Raw genomic sequence first — 25,907 nt, 5'->3', positions numbered from 1 at the left:
GCCGGTGTCCGGACCCGGCACCGACGCCGTGGACGCCGTGGACACGGCCACCGCCGGACTGGACGCGCCGCTCGCCGCGCTGCACCTGCCCACCCTGCGGGCGAACCTGGCCGACCTGCGGCGACGAGCAGGCGGGACGCGGATCCGGATCGCCAGCAAGTCCGTCAGGTCGCGCGGGGTGCTCGAGGAGGTCCTCGGTCCGGGGCTCCGGGGTGACGACTCGGTACGCGGCATCATGGCCTATTCGCTCACCGAGGCCCTGTGGCTCGTGGACGCGGGGTGCGACGACGTCCTGCTCGGGTACCCCACGGTCGACCGCGCGGCGCTCGCGCGACTGGGGGCGGATCCGGCCGCGCTCGACGCGGTGACCCTGATGGTCGACGACGAACGCCAGCTGGAGATCGCCCGCGAGTCGGGTGCCGGTGGGGCGAGGGTGTGCGTCGACGTGGACGCCTCGCTCCGGTTCGGACCCCTCCACCTGGGCGTCAGGCGGTCCCCGCTCCGGGGCCCCGCCGACGTCGAGCCGCTGGTCCGTCGAGCCGTGGCCTCGGGCTTCCGGGTGGTCGGTGTGATGTTCTACGAGGCGCAGGTCGCCGGCGTCCCCGACGACGTCAGGGGTATCGGCGTGGTCAAGGCGCTGTCGATGCGCCGTCTGCTCGCGATCCGGGGGGCCGTCGCCGGAGTGGTCGCCGACGTCACCGGGGAGCGACCCGAGATCGTCAACTCGGGTGGCTCCGGTTCGATCGCCGAGAGCGCCGCGGATCCCGCCGTCACCGAGGTGACCGCCGGGTCGGGTCTCTTCGTCCCCGGGTTGTTCGACCGCTACCGCTCGTTCACACCGCGACCCTCGCTGTTCTTCGCCCTGCCGGCGGTCCGGACCCCGGCCCCCGGCCTCACGACCTTCCTCTACGGGGGGTACGTGGCCTCCGGGGTGCCGGGGCCGGATCGGCTGCCCGTCCCCGCCCGCCCCACGGGGTTGCGGTACCTGGGCAGGGAGGGCGCCGGAGAGGTGCAGACCCCCGTGCGAGGGGAGGTGGCGATAGGCGACCGCGCCTGGTGGCGCCACGCGAAGGCGGGAGAGGTCTGCGAGCGGTTCGACACGCTCCACGTGGTGGACGAGACTGCACAGGGACCAGCGGTGGTGGATCGCTGGCCCACCTACCGTGGGGAAGGGATGTGCTTCGGATGACGGACACCGTGCCGATGACCGACGAGATGCGGGAACTCCTGCACTCCGAGGCCGTCTCGATCACAGCTGACCTGGTGTCCATCGACTCGACCAACACCGGCGACCCCGCCACGATCGGCGACGGTGAGACCCGCGTGTGCCGACGTATCGCGGAGTACCTGGACGAGGTGGGGATCCCGAGCGAGTTGGTGGAGTCCGTGCCCGGTCGCGGAAGTCTGTTCGCCCGTGTCGACGGGTCGGACCCGGCCGCCGGCGGACTGGTCGTGCACGGGCACGTCGACGTGGTCCCCGCGGTCGCAGAGGACTGGTCGGTCCCGCCGTTCGCGGGTGAGATCCACGACGGCTGGCTCTACGGCCGTGGAACCGTGGACATGAAGAACATGATCGGCATGATGCTCGCCGTCGTGCGCCACTACCGCCGTGAGGGCATCGTCCCGCGCAGACCCCTGTTGCTCGCCTTCTTCGCCGACGAGGAAGCCGCCGGGACGATGGGGGCGCGGTGGGTGGTGCGGGAACGTCCCGACATCTTCGACGGCATGACCCACGCACTCAGCGAGGTCGGGGGGTGGTCCGTACCGGTGGCGGGTCGGCGGCTCTACCCGATCGCGGTCGCGGAGAAGGGCGTCGCCTGGGCGCGGGTGAGCGCGAAGGGGGCCGCGGCCCACGCGTCCCGCCCGACCTCGGACAACGCGGTCGCGGCGATCGCGGGTGCCGTCCACCGGGTCGCGAGCCGGCACTTCCCCGTCGCGCCCACGGAGGCCAACACCGCCCTCGCCGCGGCGGTCGGGGAGCTCGCCGGGTCGAGCGGTGACGTCGCGGACCTGCCCGCGCACCTCGACGTGCTCGGGCACTTCGGCCCACTGGTGGAGGCGTCGCTCTCCCACACCGCCTCGCCGACCGTCCTGTCGGCCGGGTACAAGACCAACGTCATCCCCTCCGAGGCGTTCGCCGAGATCGACTGCCGCGTCCTGCCCGGTGGCGAGGAGACCTTCCGCGCGGAGATCGAGGACGAGCTCGGACCCGACGTGGCGGTCGACTGGATCTGGCAACCGCCGATCGCCGCGCCCGCCGACGACCCGCTGGTCTCGGTCATCCGGGAGGCGGTCCGCGAGGCGGACCCCGGCTCCCTGGTCGTGCCGTACCTGCTGCCGGCGAGCACGGACAACAAACACCTCGCTCCGCTGGGGATCCACGGCTACGGCTTCGTCCCGCTGCGGGTGCCGGACGAGTTCGACGTCTTCGGCCACTTCCACGCCGTCGACGAGAGGGTCCCCGTCGACGCGCTCCACTTCGGCGCCGATGTCCTGGCCCGTGTGCTCCGGTCGGCGTGAGGGGCCCGTTCTCGGGTAGCCGGACCGCGCAGCCGCGAACACCGCTACCCGCCGATGTGTGGGTACTGGTCGCGGCGGCCTTCGCCGTCGCGATCGGCTACGGTCTCGTCGCACCCGTCCTCCCGCAGTACGCCCGGAGCTTCGACGTCTCCGTGACCGCCGCGTCGGTGGTCGTGAGCGCGTTCGCGTTCTTCCGCCTGGTGTTCGCTCCCGCCGGCGGGTTCCTCGTGGACCGTCTGGGCGAACGCTGGGTCTACATGTCGGGCCTGCTCATCGTGGTGGTGTCGACCCTGGCCACGGGCGTCGCCCAGACCTACTGGCAGCTGCTGGTGTTCCGGGGACTCGGTGGACTCGGGTCGACGATGTTCACCATCTCGGCGATGGCGTTGCTCACCCGCCTCTCGCCACCCGGAGCCAGAGGACGGATCGCCGGGCTCTACGCCACCGCCTTCCTTATCGGCAACATCGGCGGGCCGGTCCTCGGCGGGTTGCTCGCCGGCTTCGGGATGCGGGTGCCGTTCTTCGTCTACTCCTTCACCCTGCTCGTCGCGACCGGAGTGGTGGCGGTGTTCCTCCGGGGAGGCCGCCGGCCCTCGGCGGACGACGGGACGGAGGAGCAGGAGGCGCTGCCGGTGCGCGAGGCACTCCGCCACAGCGGGTACCGCGCCGCGCTCGTGTCGAGTTTCGTCAACGGATGGAGTTCCTTCGGCGTACGGGTGGCCATCGTCCCGCTCTTCGCCGCCGCGAACTTCGACGCCGGTGCGGGGATCGCCGGCACCGCGCTCGCCTCCTTCGCGGTGGGCACCGCCGCCGTCATCTCGGTGGCCGGGTGGTTGTCCGACCGGTACGGACGACGGCCGCTGGTGATCGGTGGCCTCCTGGTGTCCGGGGTGTCCACACTCGTGCTGGGCTGGTGCGATACCGTTCCGCTCCTCGTGGCCGCCTCGGTGGTGGCGGGCATGGGGGCGGGGGTGCTCAACCCGGCACAACAGGCCTCGGTCGCGGATGTGATCGGAGCGGATCGCGCGGGCGGGAAGGTGCTCGCGACCTTCCAGATGGCCAGCGACTCCGGTGCGATCCTCGGCCCGGTGCTGGTGGGTCTCGTCGTGGACCTGTTCGGCTACACCGCCGGATTCGCACTCTCCGGAGGTCTGCTGCTGGCCGCGGTCGTCCCGTGGCTCGTCGCCAGAGAGACCCACGAGCACCTGGTCCGGGGAACCACGGGGGAGTGACCTGCGCCGCCGTGTCGCGAACGGGGCCTCCGACGCCGTAGCATGAGTCACCTCATGAGCAACGACAACGAGGACCGTACCGCCACCGCCGGCGACGAGGTCGAGACCGCCGCCAGCACCCCAGAGACCACCGACCCCACCGCCGAGACGGCGGACGACCGCGTCCCACCCGAGGCCGAGGCCGCCGCAGAGGCGCCCGCCGAGGACGCGTCGGCCCCGGAGGTCCCCGCGGAGGAGGCGTCGGAGCAGGAGTCGCCCGCCGAGGAGACACCGGTCCCTGAGGCGTCCGCCGAGGAGACACCGGTCCCTGAGGCGCCCGCTGTGGAGCAGGCGGACCAGCGCACGCCCCGCAGGGGCGAGTCGGTGGACCGCGCGCCCGACGCCGACGCCGGCGACGGTGACGCGATCACGTTCGCCGACATGGGGCTGGCCCCGGCCGTCGCCCAGGCGGTCAAGGACGTGGGGTACGAGGTCCCCTCCGCGATCCAGGCCGCCATCATCCCGATGGTGATGGCGGGCCGTGATGTCGTGGGGCTGGCACAGACGGGCACCGGCAAGACCGCGGCCTTCGCCCTGCCGATCCTCTCACTCATCGACCCGGCGGTGAAGAGCCCGCAGGCGCTCGTTCTGGCGCCCACCCGTGAGCTCGCGCTCCAGGTCGCCGAGGCGTGCATCACTTACTCCGCCAACATGCCGCAGGTCAACGTGCTCCCGATCTATGGCGGTCAGGCCTACGGGATCCAGCTGTCCGGTCTGCGGCGGGGTGCGCAGATCATCGTCGGTACGCCCGGCCGCGTGATCGACCACCTCAAGAAGGGCACGCTCGATCTGTCGGGTCTGCGCCATCTCGTCCTCGACGAGGCCGACGAGATGCTGGCGATGGGCTTCCAGGAGGACGTCGAGCGGATCCTCTCCGACACCCCGGAGACCACGCAGGTCGCCCTGTTCTCGGCGACCATGCCCTCCGCCATCCGGCGCATCTCGCAGAAGTACCTCACCGATCCGGCGGAGGTGAAGGTCGCCTCCAAGACCTCCACCGCCCCGAACATCCATCAGCGCTACGTCCTGGTCAATCACCGGGACAAACTCGACGCCCTGACGAGGATCTTCGAGGTCGAGGATTTCGACGCGATGATCCTGTTCGTCCGGACCAAGTCGGCCACGGAGGAGCTCGCGGAGAAGCTTCGGGCGCGCGGGTTCTCTGCTGCGCCGATCAACGGCGACATCCCGCAGAATCTCCGGGAGCGGACCATCGAGGCACTCAAGGACGGTCGGACCGACATCCTGGTGGCCACGGACGTGGCCGCACGTGGTCTGGACGTGCCCCGTATCAGCCACGTGGTCAACTACGACATCCCGCACGACACCGAGTCGTACGTGCACCGGATCGGCCGTACGGGCCGCGCCGGCCGCAGCGGGCAGGCGCTGCTGTTCGTCACCCCGCGGGAGCGTCGCATGCTCTCCCAGATCGAGCGGGCCACGCGTCAGCCGCTGACAGAGATCCAGCTCCCGAGCGTGGATGATGTCAACGAGATGCGGATGGCGAAGTTCGGGCAGTCGATCACCGAGAGCCTCGATGATCCGAACCTGGCGATGTTCCGCCGGCTGGTGGAGGAGTACGCCAACGAGCACTCCGTCTCGATGGCCGACATCGCCGCCGCACTCGCCACGCAGTCCCGCAATTCCGCCGACTTCCTCATGCGAGAGCCCGAGCGTCCCGCGCGACGTGAACGGCAGGACAACCCGCGTGACACCCGGCGGGATGACCGGCGCGAGCGGCCGGGCCGCGACTTCTCGGACGGCCCCCGTCCCTCGCGCACGGGCAAGGACATGGCCCAGTACCGGATCGCTGTGGGCAAGCGGAACAACGTCAAGCCGGGATCCATCATGGGCGCCCTGGCCAATGAGGCCGGACTCAGTGGCGGCGACATCGGACGTATCTCGATCCGTTTCGATCACTCGATCGTCGAACTCCCGGCGGGTCTGTCCCGGGATCAGATCGAATCGATGCGCGGGATCCGGGTCGCCGGTTCGGAGATCGACATCCGACCGGACTCCGGTCCGCCCGCCGGTCGCCCGTCCGCGGGCAGGGACGACCGTGGTGGCCGTCCCCGCGGTGGCGACCGCGGGGGTCGGGACGACGACCGTCGCGGTGAGCGTCGTGACGACCGGGGCGGGGGATCCCGGCGGGGCGGCGACGGCGACGACCGCCGCGGTGGTGGCTTCCGCGGCCGCTCGGGAGGCGGGTCGGACCGGTACTGACCCGGCCTGGTCCCGACCCGGGCGGGTCCACGCCGCTGCCCTCCCACCGTCACCGGCCGGGAGGGCAGCGGCGTACCGCCTCCTGCAGTACCTCCAGGTCGCCCTGAGTCACCGGAAGGCCGTACGCGACCGCCGCGGTGAGGTATCGGGCCGCGTAGAAGCAGTGCCTGCCGGGGTCCGGGGGGATCCACTCCTCCGGCGTCAGGTCGCTCTTCCTGCTGTTCACGGACCCGGTCACCGCGAGGAGGTTGCGGTCGACGTCGTTGGCGAACGCGGCGCGCCGCTCGGCTGACCAACTCCACGCTCCGAGGTCCCATGCCGCGGAGAGGGGGAACACGTGATCCACGTGGATCCCCCGGAGACCGGAGGCCCCGACATCGACCACCCGGCCGGTGTAGGGATCCACCAGGATCCCGCCGTCGACGGAGCACCCCGACGCGGCTTCCGGCGTGGCCCCCCGGAGGTCTCGGGCCAGCACGTCGTGGCGCGTCGAGCAGCCGTTCCCCGAACCCGGTGCTCCCGTCGCGTCGCTCCAGGCCGGACCGAACACGCACGCCGACGCCCCGGAACACGCCCGCTCGTACCCGGGCACCGTGACCCGCTCGGGGACCACGTCGACCCGCTCGAGAAGGGGCTCGACGAGGTCCTGTCCGGGGCTGCCGGGGGCCGAGGCCCGCGGGTCGCCCCACCACATCACGCCGCAGATCGCCGCCACGATCGCCAGCGTGAGGCCGAGTGCCCTGGGGCCGACCGGGGGGACGACCCGCCCGGATGCCCCGGGTCGGGGTCCGGCGGGTACGTGGTCGGTCACGGGGCGATTATGGGTGGCCCCACGCCCCCGGAGGCCGTCAGACGGTGGTCCCGGTCCCGGGCCTGTGGAGGAGCCGGGGGTGTGGGTAACCGGGGTGTGGAAGGGCCGTCGGGGCCCCGGCCCGGCACCGCACCGGAGTGCCGTGTCGGACGGGCGTGCTTACATGTCGTCGTGACCCAGTCCGCCGATCCCCGTCTCCACGCCGTGTGGCAGTCCGGGGTCGTGGGGTTGTGGTGCGACACGGGGTTGCGTCGACCGCACTCGGTGGCGCCGGCTGCCGCGGTGACGGCCGTGGGCCGTGCCGGGGCCCCGGATGCGGTGGTGGAGTTCCTCTCCGGCTACAGGCTGTCCCACCGGATCGGCATCCGTGCCGTCGTGGACGGCAGGGCCAGATCGGCGACGGTGCCCGGGATCCGGATCTCCGTCGGCGCCGCGATCGACCTGTGTCGACTCCTCGGGGCCGAGGACACGTGGGTCGGGTCGGGACTGCGGGCGTTCTCCGCCCTGTCCGCGGGGGTCGCGGCGCTCGTGGCCGCGGGCCACGTGGTCCCGTGTCTCACCCGCAGGGACGGGGCGTGGGAGGCGTCCTGGGATCTGGTCGCCTCACCGGTGATCGGGGCCTGGACCACCGAGAGCCTCCAGCGCAGCCACGGGCTGGTCGCCACCCGCGAGGAGCTGGTCCGGCTGCTGTCCGAGCTGGCGGACCACCACGCCCGCACCGCGCTGGCACCCCTGGCGGCAGACCGCCACAGTGATCTCGGTGACGCACTGGTCACCGGTGGTCAGGTGACCTCGGGCGGTCAGGGCCTGGCCGATGCCGTCCGGGAGTTCGGCCGGGCGGCCGCCGCGAAGGACGTCGAGGTGGTGTTCCGGGTGGTCGAACCCTCCGACGACGCCGAGGTGGACCGCGCCGCGACGCCTGGCCACGCCGTGGACGACGACCCGGCTGACGACTCGCCGGGGGAGCGGTCCCGGGATCCCGGTGTGCTCTGGCGGCTGCAGGTGTTGGTCCGGACGGGCGCCGATTCGCTCCGCCCGTTCTCCGACCTCGACGACACCTCCTCCGTGGACGGACCGGTTCGCGACGTGGTCGACCGGGCCGTCCGTTCGTGGCCGCCGCTGACGCGGGCCACCCAGGCGGCCGGTGTTCCCGACCTGCTCCTGCCGACCGATCTCGTGGTCGACCTGGTCGACGAGGGGGTGGAGGCACTCCGGGCCCGCGGGGTCGAGGTCCTGCTGCCGAGGGCCTGGACCAGGATCAAGACAGCGGTCAGGCTGGCCGTCAAGGAGCCCGGGACCGAGTCGGTGGACTCGGGGCACCGGTTGGGCCTCGAACAGCTGGCGGACGTCGACTGGGAGTTGGTGGTCGACGACAACCCGTTGGACGCCACCGAGGCCCGGATGTTGCTCGACGCCGCGTCGGACCTGGTCAAGCTCCGCGGCCAGTGGGTCCGGGCGGACCCGGGTGCGCTCCGGCGGGCGGCCCGCTTCCTCGCCGCCAGGCGTGGCCAGCGGACGACCGCACCCGCTCTGGTCGGGGCGTTGATGTCCGAGGAGGCGGAGGGAGTCGAGGTCCGGTCGCCGGGCACCCTCGACTGGATCCCCTCGTCGTCGTCCCCGGTCGTGCTCCCGGACTGGTTCCGGGCCACCCTGCGTCCGTACCAACTGGACGGTGTCAGGTGGCTCTCGGCGCTCTCCCGGGCCGATACCGGGGCGGTCCTGGCCGACGACATGGGTCTCGGCAAGACGATGCAGGTGCTCGCGCTCACCGCGGTCGAACACGCGGCCGGGAGGTCCGGACCGACGCTGGTGGTGGCGCCGCTCACCCTGGTCGCCACGTGGGCCCGGGAGGCGTCGACGTTCGCGCCGGACCTCCGGGTCCACGTCCATCACGGACAGGGTCGGGACCGAGGTGAGGGCGCGGCCGAGAGGATGGCGGACTCCGACCTCGTCCTGACCTCATACGGCACCGCAGCTCGTGACGTCGACCTGCTCACCGGGGTGAGGTGGCGGCGTCTGGTCGCGGACGAGGCGCAGACGGTCAAGAACCCGGCGACCGCGGTGTCCCGGGCGATCAGATCGATCCCCGCGCGGCACCGGATCGCGCTCACCGGGACCCCGGTGGAGAACAGGCTGGACGAACTACGGGCGGTGTTCGACTTCGCCAACCCGGGGCTGCTCGGGTCGGCCAGTACCTTCCGCGCCCGGTTCGCGGTCCCCATCGAATCGCACCGAGACGAGGCCGCGGCCACCCGGCTGCGTGCCCTGGCGGCCCCGTTCGTCCTGCGCCGACTCAAGTCGGACCCGCTCGTGGCCGCGGATCTGCCGGCCAAGCAACACATCAGGGTCGACTCACCACTGACCCGTGAACAGGCGACCCTGTACCAGGCGGTCGTCGAGGACATGATGGAGCAGGTCAGGGACTCCGAGGGTGCGGCCCGCAAGGGTGCGATCCTGTCCGGTCTCACCGCGCTCAAACAGGTGTGCAACCATCCTGCGCACTATCTCGGCGACGGGTCCTCGCTGCTGCGGGGTGGGCGACACCGGTCCGGAAAGCTCGCGGCACTGGACGAGGTCCTCACCGAGATCCTCGACGCGGGGGAGAAGGTCCTGTTGTTCACGCAGTACCGTGCCTTCGGGGATCTGATCCTCCCGCTGGTGGAGCGCCGGGCGGCGACCGGGGTCCCGTTCCTCCACGGCGGTGTCACCGCGGGTGGTCGGGCCTCGATGGTCGAGGAGTTCCAGAGCGCGGACGGCCCACCGCTGATGCTCGCCTCCCTCCGGGCGGGCGGGACCGGGCTCACGCTGACCGAGGCCAATCACGTGGTGCATCTGGACCGGTGGTGGAATCCCGCGGTGGAGAACCAGGCGACGGATCGCGTCCACAGGATCGGGCAGACCCGGGTGGTCCAGGTGCGGACCCTCGTGGCGCCCGGGACGGTGGAGGACCGGATAGACGAGTTGCTCGAGTCCAAGCGCGAGCTGGCGGATCTGACGCTCGGCCCCCTCGCGGGTGTGCTCACCGAACTGACAGACGCCGATCTGGCCTCACTCGTCGCGCTGACCGACGAGGGGACGGACGAGACGTGAGCGGGAGAGGAGGGATCCCCACCAGGTCCAAGGCGGGTCCGTTCGGGTCGCACATGTGGAGTCGGCGGTGGTCCTCGGACCTCGAATCCGGCGTGAGCCGCGGCGAGGCGTTCCTCGGCCGCAAGGACGCGCGCAACGGCAGGGTGCTCTCCCTGGAGCACTCCGGCCGCATCGTGCGGTGCGACGTCGACGGCAGTCAACCGGACCCGTTCTCCGTGGAGTTCGAGTTCGCCCCGCTCGACGCCACGGACACCGACGCGCTCCGCACGGCGCTCCGCCGCGAGGAGGGAGGAGTGCTGGGCGCGCTCTCCGGGGATTTCTCCGACACGGTCGGATTCCTCCTGCTCCCGGCGGTCCACGGCGCCACCCGGTACTCGTGCCGGTGCCCGGTCCAGCCGGGCCCGTGTCGACACGTGCTGTCCGCCGCCCACGTGCTCGTGGAGTGGTGGGACGCCACCCCGGAGGTGATGTTCGCACTCCGGGGACTGAGGGCCGAGACGGTGGGCGCCGTGCTGGGGGGGACCGCGGACGGGGACGTCGGCGCGGTCGCCTTCGACGTGGAGGAGAGCCTGTGGGGCCGGGATCCACTTCTCCCCGCCGTCCCCACCACCGCCCCGGCAGGTCTGGAGGATCTCCTGGACGCACCGGTCACCAGGAGACTCGCCGCGGCCGCGACCGGGGATCCACTCGAACAACTGCGGGTGGTGGCCGACCTGGAGGACTTCCTCGACGCGTTCAGCCGGTATCGGCCGGGGGATCAGCGCCCGTGATCCACCCGGTCGGCGAATCCCGCCGCAGCACTGTCGGAGCCCCCACCTACGATGCGGCCATGGACAGGCGACGGGACGGCGACACGATCCGATTCCTCCACTCGGCCGACTGGCAGCTGGGGATGACACGGCGATTCCTCGGGACCGAGTCACAGGCGGTGTACACGGCGGACCGGCTCGCCGCGGTGGCGTCGCTGGGGGACATCGCCCTCGAGCACGGCGCCGAGTTCGTCGTGGTCGCGGGCGACGCGTTCGAGGACAACGCCGTTCCCCGATCGGTCGTGCTCCGTGCCGCGGAGGTTCTCGCGGCCTTCCCGGTACCTGTACTGATCCTCCCCGGGAACCACGATCCGCTTGACGTGTCGTCGGTACTGAGGTGCCGGGACTTCTCCTCGGCCGTGGACGGCGGGGCCGTCACCGTCATCTGTGACTCCGAGCCCGTGGAGATACGCCCCGGGGTCGAGGTGGTGGGGGTCCCGTGGACCTCCAAGCGCCCGGATCCCGCCCGTCTCCCCGCGTTGCTCGCCGACCTGGGCCCGACCGACTCCCTGCGCATCCTCGTCGCGCACGGTGGCACCGACGAGGTCTACGGCGGTGACTCGCCGTCCGTCGAGGCGATCCGCGTCGCGGAGCTCGAGAGCGCCGTCGGGTCGGGACACCTGGACTACGTGGCCCTCGGCGACAGGCACTCGGTCACCAGTGTCGGTGCCGGCGACAGGATCTGGTTCTCGGGAAGCCCCGAGACCACGGCGTTCGACGACGTCGAGAGGGCGTCCGGTCAGGCTCTGCTCGTCGAGCTCGGGACGCGGAGCCCCACCGGCGGCCGGGGTGACTGTGTGGTGACACCCGTCCGGACCGGACGGTGGTCCTTCCTCGCGATCACCGCGGAGATCGAGACCGAGTCGGACCTCGACGCCCTCGCCGAGCGGATCGAGGCGATCGAGGACAAACCCAGGACGGTCCTCAAGCTGGGCCTCACCGGGACCGTCGGGGTGGCCCTGCGTGCGAGGATCGACGATCTCCTGGAGACGTGGGCGGAGCTGTTCGCGGCCGCATACCTGCGAGAGCGGCTCACCCACCTGGTGGTCCGCGCGGAGGATTCGGACTTCACCGACCTCGTGGACGGCTATGCCGGGCGCGCGGTTCAGGATCTCGTGGAGAAGGCGGCGTCGAACGGATCGGACTCGGAGGACGCCGGCAATGCGCTCAGTCTGCTGTACCGGCTCGTGGACGGAGGCCTGAGGTGATCCTGCACCGGCTGTGTATCGAGGACTTCCGAGGCGTCGACCGGGAGGAGGTGCAGGTGCCCCCCCGCGGGGTCTTCGTGATCGAGGGCCCCAACGAATCGGGCAAGACGAGCCTCATGGATGCACTCGAGATGCTCCTCGAACACAAGGCCTCCTCCGGCCGAGCGGAGATCAAGGCCGCGAGCCCTGTGGGGCGTGACGTCCCGGTGGTGGTGGAGGCCGAGTTCACGATCGACCGCGAGCGGATGCGGTACCGCAAGGAGTTCGTGCGCGGCAAGCGCACGTCGCTCGAGTTCCCGGGGTCCGCGAAGGTGGCGCTGACGGGTGACGACGCGCACGACTACGTGCGGGACCTCCTGGACCGCCGGGTGGACAGGTCCCTGTGGAGAGCGCTGCGTATCGCCCAGGACGAACCCATCGGTCAGGTGGAGGCGGGCAAGGGGATGGAGTCGCTGCGGCGAGCCCTGGACGCCGCGGCCGGCGGGGCCGCTCCCACGGGTGACGACACATTGGTCACCCGGGTCGCGGAGGAACGTCACCGCTACCTGACGGCACGACGCGGGGAGCCCACCGGCGAGCTCGCGCGGTCGGAGACCCGGCTCGCGGACGCACGCACGGCACTGGACGACGCCAGGGCGGGGCTGTCCGAACTCGATGCCGCGGTGACCGAGCACGCACACTACTCCGCCGCCCACTCCGCCAGGCGATCCTCGCTGGCCGCCGTCGAGATGGAGGTGGAGCGCCTCGAGGAGGCCGGACGAACCGTCGCACGGTTCCGGGAGCTCCTCCGGGCCGCGGAGGCGGAGGTCGACCGCGCCACGGTGGCGCACGACGCGGCGAGCCGGCTCCACCGGGAGCGCACGGACCTCATCACACGGCGTCAGGAGGAACTGACCAGGGAAACCGACCTGCGATCCGCCACGGAGGCGGCGACGCGGAGGGTGGAGCCGGCCGAGATCAGGGCGAGCGAGGCGCGGGCCGCCCTGGAAGCGGCCGAGGAGCGGGTCACCAGGGCCCGCGCACTGGTCGACGCCGAGCGGGACGCGCGCGACCGGGTCCGGCGTCGCGCCGACCTGTCCGACCTCGATTCCCTTCTCGAGACCCTCGGGACGGTCGGGAGGGAACTCGCGGAGAAGGAGGCCGAACTCGCGGATGTCGACCTTCCCGGCGGGACCGTCGAGCGGATCCGATCCGCGGACACGGCCCTGCGCGAAGCCGTGGTCCGCAGTGCGGCCAGTGCCCCGAGGGTGGCGGTGGCCGGCGAGGGAACGGCCCGAATCGGGGAGGAGACGATCGACGCGTCCGCGGGCTGGGAGGGCGAGATCGTCGAGGACACCGTGTTCGAGGTGGGAACGGTGTCGCTGACCGTGGTCCCCGCCGGCGACACCGAGGCCGTCCGCCGCGCGGAGTCGACGGCCAGGTCCCGACTCGAGACGGTGCTCCGCGAGAGCGGGTGCGGATCGCTCGCCGAGGCCGAGAGGAGGGAACGGCGGGCGGAGGGGCTCCGCGCCGAGATCGCAGCCCACCGGCGGCGCAGGACGGATCTGCTCCGGGGGGACACCCCCGAGGATCTGACGAGACGACGCGCGATACTCGCCGCGGAGGTGGGGTCGGACGCCGAGGAATCGGCAGGGGCCCCCGCCGGCCCTGGTGGGCCCGGGGACGGGGACTCACCGGACCCTGCAGCGGAGTCGGCCTCGGCGGAGGAGGACCTGATCAGGTGCCGCTCGGAGGATCGGGCCGCCTCGGCCGAGGCCGAGACTCTGCGAACCGACCTCGCCACCAGGGGCGCGTTGGCCGCGGAGGCCGCGGACCGGCTGCAGGGGTGCGAGGACGCGCTCGCCGCCGCACGGGCCGTGACGCCGGACGCGGAGCTCGAGGCCGCGGTGGAGAGGACGACGTTCGAGGTGGACTCCAGAAGGGAGACCGCGCGTCAGGCGCGGGCCCGACTGGACGAGACGCTCGCCGACGCGCCGTCGGAACTCCTCGAGAACGCGCGGGCCTCGCTGGCCGCCCTCGTCGCCGAGGAGAGGGAGTGCGCGTCGGCGGTGGCCACAGCGCTCGGTCGGGTGAACGCGATCGGAGACCAGGGACGGCTCGGGGACGTCGCGGTGGCGGAACGTGAGGTCGAGGCCGCGCAGAGGGAGAACTCCGCCCTGTGGCGGCGGGCACGCGCGGCGGACCTGCTCTACCGGACCCTCGAACAGCGACGGTCCGAGGCTCTCCGGGCCTACCAGGAGCCGTTCCACCGGGCGGTGGTCGAACTCGGGCGACTGGTCTACGGGCGCGAGTTCGACGTGCGACTGGGGGAGGACCTCACCATTCTCAGCCGGAGGATCGGGGAGGTCTCCGTCGACTACGACTCCCTGTCCGGCGGGGCCAGGGAACAGCTGGCTGTGATCGTCAGAATCGCCTGCGCCAGACTCGTGGGGGACAACGGTGTCCCGGTGTTCCTCGACGACACCATGGGGTACACCGATCCCTCCCGTCGCCTCACGATGGGTGCGGTCATCGCCGCCGCGGCCTCCACGTCACAGGTCATCGTCCTCACCTGCGACCGTTCACGCTTCGCGGGTGTCGGCAGCGCGCGCACCCACGTCATGCGCAGGTCGGCATCGGCCCGCGACTGAGGGCGGTCCGGCTGGTCCGCGGCGGGCCGGTGGCTGGAGGACGCAGCGGCGGGTCGCCGTGCTGTAATAGCCCCATGAGCGAGACACGCTGGTTGAGCGATGAAGAACAGTGCATGTGGCGCCGGTACCGGGAAGTCAATCAGTTGCTCGACCTCGCGATCGAACGCCAGCTCCAGCGCGACGCGTCGATGTCCCAGTCCGACTACTCGGTGCTGGTCAGCCTGAGCGAGGCGGACGGTCGGGGCCTGCGCGCCCGTGATCTGGGGGCGGCTCTCGGCTGGGACCGCAGCCGTGTGTCGCATCAGGTCAGGCGGATGGAGGCCCGGGGACTCGTCGCCAAGGGGGAGTGCGCGGAAGACGGCCGGGGCACCATCGTCACCCTCACCGCGGAGGGGGCCGAGGCGATCGCCAGGGTGGCCCCCATGCACGTGGAGAAGGTCCGAGAGCTACTGATCGACGTGCTCACCGAAGAAGAGGTGGGCACGCTGACCACGATCTTCGAGCGGGTGGTCACCCGCATCGGTGAGGTCGATGGGATCACCCTGCCGAGCTGATCGGGCGGTCTGGCCGAGTTCCCTCCGAGGCGTTTGTGGATCCTATGTGCGGGCTGGTGTGGGGCGGTGATCACCCCGACGCCCGGGTAGGGTACCGGGGCCGTTCGTAAACTGGGGCTGAGGGGTTCACACCGTTATCGGCACCCGGACGCCGCGCTTCGTTCGTCGCCGATACCGGTGCCCGATGCGTGTCGCGGTGAGCACGAGGACGAATAGGATCCCGTAGAACACTGCCATTCCGGCACTGGTCGCGGCGTCCAGGGCGTACGCGATCCAGAACCCTGCCAATGCCCCGGCGGCCGCGATGCCCGCAGTCAGCCCGACCATCACCGGCAGGCTCCGGCTGAGGAGGTAGGCGGTGGCGGGCGGGACGATCATCAGTGCGACGACGAGGATCGCGCCTGCCGCGTTGAACGCTGCGGTGACGGTGAGAGAGACGAGAAACATGAAGGCTGTGTTCAGGAGGCCTGCCCGCACGCCGATGCTGGTGGCGAACTGGGCGTCGAAGGTGGTGACCTTGAGCCCGGAGTAGAAAGCCCCGAGGAAGACGATGTTCAGAGCGAGTACACCGAGCATCACGTACAGGTAGACGGGCCCGATGGAGGTGCCGCCGATGGTGAACTGATCCCAGGCGGCGAGGTTAAGGTCACCGACGAGTACGGCGTGCGTGTCGAGGTGGATGTTCGCGAAGTTCACCGAGACGAGGATGACGCCCGCGCTGAACAGAGCAGGGAAGATGAGGCCCTGGGGTGCGTCGCCGGCGAGGAGACCGGTCCGGGAGAGCCATTCGCTACCGAGGACCACGATGAGCCCCGTGAGGGCAGCTCCGACGATCAGTAGCGGTGAGTCGAGGTTGCGGGTGAAGAAGTAGCCGATGACGATCCCTGGAAGCACGGCGTGGCTGATCGCGTCAACGAGCATGGAGTTCTTCCGCAGCACGACAAAGGTGCCGGGCAGGGCGCAGGCGAGGGCGGTGACGACCGCAAGCAGGGCGGTGCCGACGACGAAACTCATCTAGCGGCCCCCTCGAGGATGAGTTCCCGTTTCACGGCCGTGCGCGCACGACTGCGGGCGACCAGGCGTGTGATGACACTTCGCCGCGGTGAGGCGAGCAGCGAGATCAGGAAGATCACGAAGAGGGTGAGCACGATGAGTGGCCCGGTGGGCACTCTGCCGAGAACTATCGACAGGTACGCCCCGATTCCGCTCCCGAGGGCCCCGAAGACACCCGACAGGGTCACCATGCCGGGCAGTGTTCGCGTCCACTGACGGGCGGCGGCGGGTGGGGTGACCACGAAGGCGACCATGAGGACCAGCCCGACGGCTTTCACTCCGATCACGGTTGCGATGACGATGGTGGTGAACATCAGGGTGTCGATAAAAGTCGCCCGGAAACCGAGCACGGTGGAGTGGACGGGGTCGAACGTGCGGAGGGCGAACTCCTTCCAGAACACGACCATCAGTCCCAGAGCGAGAGCTCCGACAGCGATGCTAGTGGTGAGGTCGGCGACGGTGATGGCGGAGGCGTTCCCGAAGAGGTAGTCCTGGATGCCGCCCTTGCCGGGGAAGGCGCCGTTGCCGATTATGCGCATGAGCAGCATGCCCGCGCCGAAGAAGATCGTGAGAGACACGGCCATGGCCGTGTCGATTTGAGTCTTCGATACCCGAGTGACCCCGTTGGCGAAGAGCGCCGCGACGGTGCCGATGGCGACGGCCCCGACGATGAGACCGATCATGTTCCGGCCGTCTGTGCCCAGTACTACAACCGATGCCAGGAACGCGAGGAGCGCACCGGGCAACGCTGCGTGCGAGATCACGTCGCTGATGAGTGATTGCTTGCGCAGATAGGCGAAGCTCCCCAGGGCACCGGCGACCAGCCCGATGGTCATGGTCCCGAACAGCACCATTTGGTAGGTGTGGTTGTCGAGGATTTCGATCAGGCTCATGACGCGAACTGCAGGAAGGCGTCGTCGTCCGAGGTGACCTCGTAGGCGGTGCGGATATTTTCCTTTGTGAACGACTGCTCTGAGGGCCCGGATGCCACGATCCGGCGGTTGAGCAGCGTGACGTGGTCACAGTAGTCGCGCACGGTCGCCAGATCGTGGTGCACGATCACAGCGGTCTTTCCCTGCTCGCGCAGGGTGTGCAGTACGGAGACGATGGCCTGCTGGCTTTTCGCGTCGATGCCCTGGAAGGGCTCGTCCATGAAGTACAGGTCCGGCTCCTGCACGAGGGCGCGGGCGAGGAACACGCGTTGTCGTTGTCCGCCGGAAAGCTCACCGATCTGCCGGGCGGCAAGACCTGGGATTCCCGTCTGCTCGAGAGCCGCCACGGCGCGGGCGCGCTCGTTCTTCCCGGGTCTCCGGAACCAGCCGAGAGAGCCGTAGGTGCCCATAGTGACGACGTCGAGGACGGTGGTCGGGAAGTCCCAGTCCACAGTCGTGGACTGCGGCATGTACCCGACTCGTCTCCGCACCCTTGAAAGGGGTTGTCCGAAGAACTCCGAGGTCCCGGTGAGTGGTGGGACCAGCCCGAGCATTGCTTTGATCAGTGTGGATTTCCCGGCCCCGTTCGGACCGACGATTCCCATCACCACTCCCTGGGGCACGCGGAAGTCGACCCCCCGGAGAACGGCCTCAGCATGGTAGGCCACCGAGACGCCCTTGGTGGCGCACGCGAGCACGGTGTCGGTGGGGCGGGCGAGCGAGCCATCCGGACTCTGGGCCATGAGCATGGTCATTGCGTCCCGAGTGCGGCGGCGACGGCCTTCGCGTTGTGGGTGAACACGCCGAGATAAGTGTCAACTCCGGGCTCCGCGCCGAGGGAGTCGGCATAGAGTTCGTCGGCCGAGATCCCGACCTCCCAACCGAGTGCATGAACGGCCTCGCTAAGGCTGTTGATCGCCTGGGGGTTGGCCTGGTTGTCCTGGAAGATGACCGGCACTCGGTACTCCGCGATCAGTTTCGCCAGGTCCGAGATCTGCTCCGCGCTCAACGACGCCTCTGTGGACACGAAGTCGGTCGCATGAACTTCGAGATCGTAGGAGTCGCCGAAGTAGTTGAACGCGTCGTGGCCGGTGATCAGGATGCGCGGCTCGGGAACACGGGCGAGGAGCTCCTCGGCCTCAGCGGCGGCCTCTGCGATCTCGGCCTGGTAAGCGTTGGCGTTCTCCCGGTACTCCGCCGCGCTGTCGGGTTCGATCTCGCCGAGCTTGTCGGCGACGAGGCCGACGACGAGTGACCACGCTTCCGGGCTGTTCCACACATGAGGGTCGCGCAGCTGGTTACCCACATCGTCGGTCTCGGGCCAGGACAGAAGGAGGTCGTCGGGTAGTGCGTCGCCTACGGCCAGCTGCTTGTCACCGAGGCTCTCGAGTTGGTGGGTCATCTGCGCTTCCAGGTGTAACCCGTTCCACAGCACCACGTCGGAGTCCTGGATCGCTTGGATGTCCTTGGTCGACGGCTGATAGGTGTGTGGGTCGCCGCCGGGCCCGACCATCGTGGTCACGATCGCTTCGGGAGCGATATTGGCCACGGCGTCGGCGAGGTACCCGGTGGTCGCGTAGACGGTCAAGGGGGCATCGACGCCGGCGTTGCGCGGGGTTGTCGCGCAGCCCGCGAGCAGGAGAGCGGCCGTCGCAGCGGCGGCGAGGCCGGTCAATCGAGAACGCATGGGAGTAGAGGGCCTTTCGGTATGGCGAAAAACATCGTTTGGGCGGTGATGTAATAATTACACTAGCAACCCATCTCAGCTTTTCGGCAACCCGAACTTCCGCGAGGGGTGTCGGCGCGAGCTCTCCAGGTCCTCGAAGGGCAGCAGGCCTGGATCGGATCCGACCTGATCGACCCGCCGTCGCGGAGGGGAGAGGTAACAGGCGCGAGGGAGCAGGCGCGCGGGCGTGAGAGGACAGGCGCGCGGGCGTGAGAGGACAGGCGCGCGGGCGTGAGGGGACTAGGTGGGATAGCGCCGGATCAGAGTGTCCGGGAAACGAGGAAGTCCCCTCCCAATCCCGCGTCTGCGGGTGGGAGAGGACTCCTGTGGTGCCCCCGAGAGGAATCGAACCTCTGACCTTTGGTACCGGAAACCAACGCTCTATCCCCTGAGCTACGAGGGCGGGATACCGGCCTTTCCGGGCCGGAGGCCGATCGCCGGGCGACTACTTCGAACCGCCCTGCTGAACAGCGAGACCGATCGTAGCACCGGGGCGGGATCGTGACCGCATCGGGCCCGCCCGCGTCGCGAGGGCGGGCGGACGCCGGTGTCCGATTCCGCTGCCGACGTGCCGACACCTAGGATAGGAAGACGTGACTCCCGCCGACCTCGCCGCCGTCATCCGCGCCGCTCTCATCACCGTTCTCACCGAGCGTGGAGCCGACATCTCGGTGGTGCCGGACACGGTGACGGTCGAACGCCCGCGCAACCCGGAACACGGCGACTACGCCACCAACATCGCGTTGCAGTTGGCCAAGAAGGTCGGAGCCTCTCCGCGGGATCTGGCGCAGGAGATCGCCACCGCGCTCGCCGCCGATCCCGGTGTGGCGTCGGCGGACATCGCCGGCCCCGGATTCCTCAACATCCGCCTCGACTCCGGTGCCCAGGGGTCGCTCGTGGCCTCCGTCATCGAGCAGGGCGAGGCGTACGGCACCGGGGACGCGATGGCCGGTCGTCGGGTGAACCTCGAGTTCGTCTCCGCCAACCCGACCGGCCCTATCCACCTGGGAGGCACCCGCTGGGCGGCGGTCGGCGACGCACTCGGGCGCGTGCTCGAGGCATCCGGTGCGCAGGTGACCCGGGAGTACTACTTCAACGACCACGGTGCCCAGATCGATCGGTTCAGCAGGTCGCTGGCCGCCGCGGCCCGCGGCGAGGCGACTCCGGAGGACGGGTACGCGGGAGCGTATATCGACGACATCGCCGCCCGGGTCGTCGCGGAGCACCCGGACGTCCTCGAGCTGCCGGAGGCCGAGGGGCTCGAGACGTTCCGCGCCACGGGCGTCGATCTGATGTTCACCCACATCAAGGCGTCGCTCGCGGAGTTCGGCACTGTCTTCGACGTCTACACCCACGAGAACTCGATGTTCACCTCCGGCGCCGTCGACCGGGCGATCGAGGTGCTCAAGGGCAACGGCAACCTGTACGAGTCCGAGGGCGCCTGGTGGCTGCGCTCCACGGACTTCGGGGACGACAAGGACCGTGTGGTCCTCAAGTCCGACGGCAACGCGGCCTACATCGCCGGTGACATCGCCTACTTCCTGGACAAGCGGGACCGCGGTTTCGACCTGTGCATCTACATGCTCGGTGCCGACCATCACGGGTACATCGCCCGTCTCAAGGCCGCGGCGGCGGCTCTGGGGGACGACCCCGCGGCGATCGAGGTCCTCATCGGGCAGATGGTCAGCCTCGTTCGGGACGGCGTCCCGGTCAAGATGAGCAAGCGCGCCGGCACCGTCATCACGCTCGACGACCTGGTGGACGCGATCGGGGTGGACGCCGCTCGGTATGCGCTCATCCGCTCCTCGGTGGACCAGACCATGGACATCGATCTGCAGTTGTGGACGTCGGCGACCAACGACAACCCGGTCTTCTACGTCCAGTACGCGCACGCCCGCCTGTGTTCCCTCGCCCGGAACGCCGCCGACCTGGGGGTCACCACCGACGCCGCCGACCTCGCGCTCCTGGTCGAGGACCGGGAGGGCGCGCTCATCCGGACCATCGGTGAGTTCCCCCGGGTCGTGGCGAGCGCGGCCGAGCTGCGCGAACCGCACCGGGTCGCCAGGTATCTCGAGGAACTCGCGGGCGCCTATCACCGCTTCTACGACACGTGTCGCGTCCTGCCGATGGGTGACGAGGAGGCGGGGCCGCTCCACGCCGCCCGGCTCGCGCTCAGCACGGCGACCCGACAGACGCTGGCGAACGGACTGCGGCTGATCGGCGTCACCGCCCCGGAGAAGATGTGAGCGCGCACCCGGCCGGGTCCCGGCACGAGTTCCCGCACGCGCCCGGGATCGGCGAGCGTCCCACCGACGTGGGCGGGGTGATGGCCCTGGATCCGGCGGTCTGGCCGCGCGGTGCGGGTCGTCGCGGGGACGGGGTGGTGGAGTTCGCCGGGGTCGCGGCGGATGAGCTGGCGGCCGAGTTCGGCACCCCGTTGTTCGTCATCGACGAGGACGACTTCCGCTCGCGCTGCCGCGAGATGGCGGAGGCCTTCGGGGGCGCCGACCGGGTCCACTACGCGTCCAAGGCGTTCCTGTGTACCGAGGTGGCGCGCTGGGTGGCGGAGGAGGGGTTGAGCCTGGACGTCGCCTCCGGTGGCGAGCTCGCGGTGGCCCTTCGTGCGGGGTTCCCGACGGACCGGATCACCGTGCACGGCAACAACAAGTCCGCCGACGAACTCAGGCTCGCCGTGCGCAGCGGGGTCGGGCACGTCGTCCTCGACTCGATGTCCGAGATCGCCCTGCTCGACCGCATCGCCGCCGAGGAGGGCGTGGTCCAGGACGTCTTCATCCGGGTGACGGTGGGCGTGGAGGCGCACACCCACGAGTTCATCGCCACCGCCCACGAGGACCAGAAGTTCGGGTTCTCCCTCGCTGGCGGTGCGGCGATGGCGGCCGTCCGCGGGGTGTTCGAGGCACCGCACATCCGGCTCACCGGCCTGCACAGCCACATCGGGTCCCAGATCTTCGACGTCGACGGCTTCGAACTCGCCGCGCGCCGCGTGATCGGCCTCCTGCGCGACATCGTCGACGAGTTCGGTGTCGAGCGCACGGCCCAGCTCGATCACCTGGACCTGGGTGGCGGACTGGGCATCAGCTACGTCGCCTCCGACGACCCGCCCCCGGTCGCCCAGCTGGCCGCCGCGCTGACGGAGATCGTCGACGGCTTCTCACGGGACGTCGGCCTCGCGCCCCCCACGCTGGTCGTCGAACCCGGCCGGGCGATCGCCGGACCGGGCACCGTCACCCTCTACGAGGTGGGCGTGGTCAAGGACGTCGAGCTCGCGGGTGGGGAGAGCCGCCGCTACATCAGTGTCGACGGCGGGATGAGCGACAACATCCGGACGGCGTTGTACGACGCCGTGTACGACGCCCGGCTGGTGGGCCGCGCCTCGTCGGCGGAACCCGTCGTGGCGAGGCTCGTGGGCAAGCACTGCGAGAGCGGTGACGTGGTGGTGCGTGACCTGTGGATGCCGGAGGACGTCGGTGCGGGTGACCTGGTGGCCGTCGCGGCGACCGGGGCCTACTGCTACTCGATGTCGAGCCGGTACAACCTGATCGGGCGGCCCGCGGTGGTCGCGGTCCGCGACGGACGGGCACGCCTGGTGCTCCGACGTGAAACCCTGGACGATCTGACGAGCTTGGAGGTGGGACAGTGAGCGACGCAACGGCGTCAGGCGTGCGACCCGTGGGAGTGGCGGTGCTCGGAATGGGCACCGTCGGCACCGAGGTCATCCGCTACATGACGGAGAACGCGGAGGCTCTCGCCTCCCGCATCGGGGCCCCGTTGGCCCTGCGGGGTGTCGCCGTGCGCGACCTGACCCGCGATCGCGGGGTGGACCCGGAGCTCCTGACCGCGGACCCGGCCTCGCTCGTCTCCCGGGACGACGTCGACGTCGTCGTCGAACTGATGGGCGGCATCGACGTGCCGCGTCCCCTCCTGCTCGAGGCGCTCCGTCACGGCAAGGCCGTGGTCACCGCGAACAAGGCGCTGCTGGCCGAGTACACCGACGAACTGGCGGAGGCCGCGGACTCGACCCGCACCGATCTGTATTTCGAGGCGGCCGTGGCCGGCGCGATCCCGGTGATCGGACCGCTGCGTCGCTCGATGGCCGGCGACCAGGTCGAGCGTGTCCTCGGGATCGTCAACGGCACCACCAACTACATCCTCTCCGCGATGGGGGCCACGGGCGCCGATTACGCGGAGACCCTCGCGGAGGCCTCCAGGCTCGGGTACGCGGAGGCCGATCCCACGGCGGATGTCGAGGGGTACGACGCGGCGGCCAAGGCCGCGATCCTGGCCTCGATCGCGTTCCACAGCCGGGTGACGGCGGGCGACGTCTACCGGGAGGGGATCTCCAGGATCTCGCCCGACGACTTCGCCTCCGCCCGCGACATGGACTGCACCATCAAGCTGCTCGCGATCTGCGAGAAGCTGCGGCGGGAGGACGGCAGCGAGGCCGTCTCGGCGCGCGTGTACCCCGCGTTGTTGCCCAACAGCCATCCGCTGGCCACCGTCAACGGCGCCTTCAACGCCGTCGTGGTGGAGGCGGAGGCGGCCGGCCGTCTCATGTTCTACGGACAGGGTGCGGGAGGTTCCCCGACCGCCTCCGCCGTGCTCGGGGACATGGTCGCGGCGGCCCGCAACAAGGTGGACTCGGGTCGCGCACCCGGCGAGTCGACCTACGCGGCCCTACCCGTGGCCTCGATGGACGAGGTCTCCACGCGGTACCACGTGCGGATGCGTGTGGCCGACAAGCCCGGGGTGCTGGCGCTGGTCGCCGCCGAGTTCTCCCGCCACGGGGTGTCCATCGCCCAGGTGCGGCAGACCGAGGTCGAGTTCCCGGAGTCGGAGCTCGACGATTCCGAGCCCACCGCGGAGCTCACCGTCCTGACCCACCGTGCCTCGGAGCGCGCGCTCGCCGACACGGTCGCCGCGCTCTCCGACCAGGACGCGGTCTCGGTCATCACCAGCGTCATCCGACTCGAGGGAGTGGACACCGAATGAGCAGCACCCATCAGCCCGTGCACCACCGCTGGCCCGGCCTCATCGAGGCCTACCGCGACCGGCTCCCGATCGGGGACGCCTGGGAGCCGGTGACGCTCTTCGAGGGCGGGACCCCGCTCCTCCCGGCGCCCTACCTCTCAGGGGTCACGGGGTGCGAGGTCTACCTCAAGGTGGAGGGCCTCAACCCGACGGGCTCGTTCAAGGACCGCGGCATGACCATGGCCGTCACCGACGCCAGGGCGAGGGGCCAGAAGGCCGTCCTGTGTGCCTCGACCGGGAACACCTCCGCCTCGGCCGCCGCGTATGCGACCCGCGCCGGGATGGGCTGCGCGGTTCTCATCCCGCAGGGCAAGATCGCGGCGGGGAAGCTGGCGCAGGCGGTCATGCACGGGGCGACGATCATCCAGGTGGACGGCAACTTCGACGACTGCCTCGAGCTGGCCCGTAAGACCACCGCCACGTACGCGGAGATCGGTCTGGTCAACTCGGTCAACCCGGTGCGGATCGAGGGCCAGAAGACCGCCGCGTTCGAGATCGTCGACGTGCTCGGACGCGCACCCGATCTGCACTTCCTCCCGGTGGGCAACGCGGGCAACATCACCGCGTACTGGAAGGGCTACAGCGAGTACCACGCGGACGGCATCGTCTCGACCCGCCCGCGGATGATGGGCGTGCAGGCCGCGGGCGCGGCGCCCCTCGTGGACGGGGCGCCGGTCAAGAACCCGGAGACCATCGCCACCGCCATCCGCATCGGCGCGCCGGCGTCCTGGGACGGCGCCGTCGCCGCCCGTGACCAGTCCGGTGGCACGTTCCGCAAGCGCACCGACGAGCAGATCCTCGAGGCGTACCGCACCGTTGCGGGCAAGGACGGCGTGTACGTGGAGCCGGCCTCCGCGGCGTCGGTCGCGGGACTGCTCGACGCGCACGCCAACGGGGAACTCGAGCCCGGTCAGACGATCGTCTGCACCGTCACCGGCAACGGGCTCAAGGACCCGGACACCGCCCTCCTGGGCATGCCCGAGGTGGAGGCCATCCCGGTGGATCCGACCGCCGTCGCCGGCGCTCTCGGGTTGGAATGAGCGACGTGACCGGTACCGGCCCCGAGGTCTTCGGCAGCTCCGGGGGACGTATCCTGCCGGTCGGTCGCTCGGTCACCGTCGAGGTGCCCGCGTCCAGCGCCAACCTCGGGCCGGGTTTCGACGCCCTGGGCGTGGCGCTGGGCCTGTACGACACCATCACGGTGACCACCATCGGCTCGGGGCTCGAGCTCGAGGTCTCGGGCGAGGGGGCCGGTCAGGTCCCCGCCGACGCTTCCCACCTGGTCGCGAAGGCGGTGGAGGCGGGACTGCGGGCCGGCGGCACGGGCGCCCCTGGGGTCAGGATCGCCTGTACCAACGCGATACCGCACTCCCGGGGTCTCGGGTCCTCCGCGTCCGCCGCGGTGGGGGGACTGGTCGCGGCGAACGGTCTCATGGGCGGCGTGTTGACCGACGAGCACCTGGTACAGCTCGCGAGCGAGTTCGAGGGGCATCCCGACAACGCGGCGGCGAGCGTGCTCGGCGGGGTCGTGGTCTCGTGGACCGAGCGATCGGCGACCGCCGTGACCTACCGCGCGGTGCGCATGGACGTCGATCCGACGATCGTCGCCACCGTGCTGGTGCCGGCCGAGACCTCGTCGACGGCGCAGACCCGGGGCTTGCTCCCGGAGATGGTCCCCCACGAGGACGCGGCCTTCAACGCCAGTCGGGCCGCACTGATGTCGGTGGCCCTGGCCTCGCACCCGGAGTTCCTCCTGGCCGCGACCGAGGACAGGCTCCACCAGTCCTACCGGGCCCCGGCGCTCGTCGGCACCACCGAGTGGGTCGGCCGGCTCCGGGACCGTGGACTCGCCGCGACGGTCTCCGGGGCGGGCCCCACCGTCCTGGTGCTGGGGACCTCCGCGCTGCCCGCGGACCTGCGCGGGGACGCCGAGGCGCAGGGATGGCAGGTCCTGGATCTCCGGATCGCGGAGGGCGCCCGGGTTCTCGTCGGGGAGTGAGGACGTCCGCTCGCACGACGGGGGTTCACGGC

Annotated in this window: 19 protein-coding genes and 1 tRNA gene; 14 read left to right on the top strand and 6 right to left on the bottom strand. The window is 70.6% G+C overall.

The window, feature by feature from the left end; translation table 11 throughout:
- The first annotated feature begins 4 nt into the window (after positions 1-4).
- Genes ABD250_RS01600 through ABD250_RS01585 form a run of 4 tightly spaced genes read left to right on the top strand, consistent with a single transcriptional unit; the run spans position 5 to position 6,014 of the window.
- The gene (locus ABD250_RS01600; protein WP_182658553.1) at positions 5-1,189 is read left to right on the top strand and encodes a type III PLP-dependent enzyme domain-containing protein; all 1,185 of its coding nucleotides are present in this window, start codon (positions 5-7) and stop codon (positions 1,187-1,189) included.
- Positions 1,186-2,520, top strand: a complete 1,335-nt coding sequence (locus ABD250_RS01595) for a M20/M25/M40 family metallo-hydrolase (RefSeq protein WP_182617441.1) — start codon at positions 1,186-1,188, stop codon at positions 2,518-2,520. The genes ABD250_RS01600 and ABD250_RS01595 overlap by 4 nt, the downstream gene beginning before the upstream one ends.
- The gene (locus ABD250_RS01590) at positions 2,517-3,752 is read left to right on the top strand and encodes an MFS transporter (protein WP_179525571.1); all 1,236 of its coding nucleotides are present in this window, start codon (positions 2,517-2,519) and stop codon (positions 3,750-3,752) included. Before ABD250_RS01595 ends, ABD250_RS01590 begins: the two co-directional genes overlap by 4 nt.
- A gap of 54 nt (positions 3,753-3,806) precedes the next feature.
- Positions 3,807-6,014 (top strand): DEAD/DEAH box helicase, encoded by a 2,208-nt coding sequence (locus tag ABD250_RS01585; protein WP_425551851.1) that lies wholly within the window; start codon positions 3,807-3,809, stop codon positions 6,012-6,014.
- 49 nt (positions 6,015-6,063) lie between these two features.
- Here the strand turns inward: ABD250_RS01585 and ABD250_RS01580 are convergent, their stop codons facing one another.
- Positions 6,064-6,825 carry an HNH endonuclease family protein gene (locus ABD250_RS01580; RefSeq protein WP_179525569.1) on the bottom strand — a complete coding sequence of 254 codons (762 nt, stop codon included), beginning with the start codon at positions 6,823-6,825 and terminating at the stop codon, positions 6,064-6,066.
- Positions 6,826-6,996: 171 nt separating this feature from the next.
- Here ABD250_RS01580 and ABD250_RS01575 point away from each other — a divergent pair, with 171 nt between their 5' ends.
- From ABD250_RS01575 to ABD250_RS01555, 5 genes are all read left to right on the top strand, one after another.
- Positions 6,997-9,915 carry an SNF2-related protein gene (locus ABD250_RS01575; RefSeq protein ID WP_182658759.1) on the top strand — a complete coding sequence of 973 codons (2,919 nt, stop codon included), beginning with the start codon at positions 6,997-6,999 and terminating at the stop codon, positions 9,913-9,915.
- Positions 9,912-10,685 (top strand): hypothetical protein, encoded by a 774-nt coding sequence (locus ABD250_RS01570; RefSeq protein ID WP_259848322.1) that lies wholly within the window; start codon positions 9,912-9,914, stop codon positions 10,683-10,685. Before ABD250_RS01575 ends, ABD250_RS01570 begins: the two co-directional genes overlap by 4 nt.
- 59 nt (positions 10,686-10,744) lie before the next feature.
- Positions 10,745-11,932 (top strand): metallophosphoesterase family protein, encoded by a 1,188-nt coding sequence (locus tag ABD250_RS01565; RefSeq protein WP_179525567.1) that lies wholly within the window; start codon positions 10,745-10,747, stop codon positions 11,930-11,932.
- On the top strand, positions 11,929-14,562 hold the full coding sequence (locus tag ABD250_RS01560; RefSeq protein WP_182658758.1) for an AAA family ATPase: 2,634 nt from the start codon (positions 11,929-11,931) through the stop codon (positions 14,560-14,562). The genes ABD250_RS01565 and ABD250_RS01560 overlap by 4 nt, the downstream gene beginning before the upstream one ends.
- Positions 14,563-14,636: 74 nt before the next feature.
- Positions 14,637-15,116, top strand: coding sequence for a MarR family winged helix-turn-helix transcriptional regulator (locus ABD250_RS01555; protein WP_241730665.1), 480 nt, complete (start codon positions 14,637-14,639; stop codon positions 15,114-15,116).
- A gap of 126 nt (positions 15,117-15,242) precedes the next feature.
- On the opposite strand, the gene ABD250_RS01550 is transcribed toward ABD250_RS01555, so the two are convergent.
- From ABD250_RS01550 to ABD250_RS01530, 5 genes are all read right to left on the bottom strand, one after another.
- Positions 15,243-16,130 carry a metal ABC transporter permease gene (locus tag ABD250_RS01550; RefSeq protein WP_182658757.1) on the bottom strand — a complete coding sequence of 296 codons (888 nt, stop codon included), beginning with the start codon at positions 16,128-16,130 and terminating at the stop codon, positions 15,243-15,245.
- Positions 16,127-17,062, bottom strand: coding sequence for a metal ABC transporter permease (locus tag ABD250_RS01545; protein ID WP_182658756.1), 936 nt, complete (start codon positions 17,060-17,062; stop codon positions 16,127-16,129). The genes ABD250_RS01550 and ABD250_RS01545 overlap by 4 nt, the downstream gene beginning before the upstream one ends.
- The gene (locus ABD250_RS01540; protein WP_182658755.1) at positions 17,059-17,844 is read right to left on the bottom strand and encodes a metal ABC transporter ATP-binding protein; all 786 of its coding nucleotides are present in this window, start codon (positions 17,842-17,844) and stop codon (positions 17,059-17,061) included. The genes ABD250_RS01545 and ABD250_RS01540 overlap by 4 nt, the downstream gene beginning before the upstream one ends.
- An 8-nt stretch (positions 17,845-17,852) precedes the next feature.
- On the bottom strand, positions 17,853-18,788 hold the full coding sequence (locus tag ABD250_RS01535) for a metal ABC transporter substrate-binding protein (RefSeq protein ID WP_182658754.1): 936 nt from the start codon (positions 18,786-18,788) through the stop codon (positions 17,853-17,855).
- A 366-nt stretch (positions 18,789-19,154) separates the two neighbouring features.
- Positions 19,155-19,230: transfer RNA gene (locus ABD250_RS01530), tRNA-Arg, on the bottom strand.
- Between the two features lie 190 nt (positions 19,231-19,420).
- Here ABD250_RS01530 and argS point away from each other — a divergent pair.
- The 5 genes from argS to thrB are packed head-to-tail and all read left to right on the top strand — an operon-like array spanning position 19,421 to position 25,875.
- On the top strand, positions 19,421-21,073 hold the full coding sequence (gene argS / locus ABD250_RS01525; protein ID WP_182639369.1) for an arginine--tRNA ligase: 1,653 nt from the start codon (positions 19,421-19,423) through the stop codon (positions 21,071-21,073).
- Positions 21,070-22,488: a diaminopimelate decarboxylase gene (lysA, locus tag ABD250_RS01520; RefSeq protein WP_182658753.1), complete on the top strand. Its 1,419-nt coding sequence runs from the start codon at positions 21,070-21,072 to the stop codon at positions 22,486-22,488. Before argS ends, lysA begins: the two co-directional genes overlap by 4 nt.
- Positions 22,485-23,837 (top strand): homoserine dehydrogenase, encoded by a 1,353-nt coding sequence (locus ABD250_RS01515; protein WP_179525563.1) that lies wholly within the window; start codon positions 22,485-22,487, stop codon positions 23,835-23,837. The genes lysA and ABD250_RS01515 overlap by 4 nt, the downstream gene beginning before the upstream one ends.
- The gene (gene thrC, locus ABD250_RS01510; RefSeq protein ID WP_179525562.1) at positions 23,834-24,916 is read left to right on the top strand and encodes a threonine synthase; all 1,083 of its coding nucleotides are present in this window, start codon (positions 23,834-23,836) and stop codon (positions 24,914-24,916) included. Before ABD250_RS01515 ends, thrC begins: the two co-directional genes overlap by 4 nt.
- On the top strand, positions 24,913-25,875 hold the full coding sequence (gene thrB, locus ABD250_RS01505) for a homoserine kinase (RefSeq protein ID WP_179525561.1): 963 nt from the start codon (positions 24,913-24,915) through the stop codon (positions 25,873-25,875). The genes thrC and thrB overlap by 4 nt, the downstream gene beginning before the upstream one ends.
- Positions 25,876-25,907 lie beyond the last annotated feature (32 nt).

The organism is Dietzia cercidiphylli (assembly GCF_039531545.1).
Lineage (GTDB): Bacteria > Actinomycetota > Actinomycetes > Mycobacteriales > Mycobacteriaceae > Dietzia > Dietzia natronolimnaea.
The sequence above is the reverse complement of the archived record's forward strand: the minus strand, read 5'-3'. Positions and strand labels throughout refer to the sequence as shown.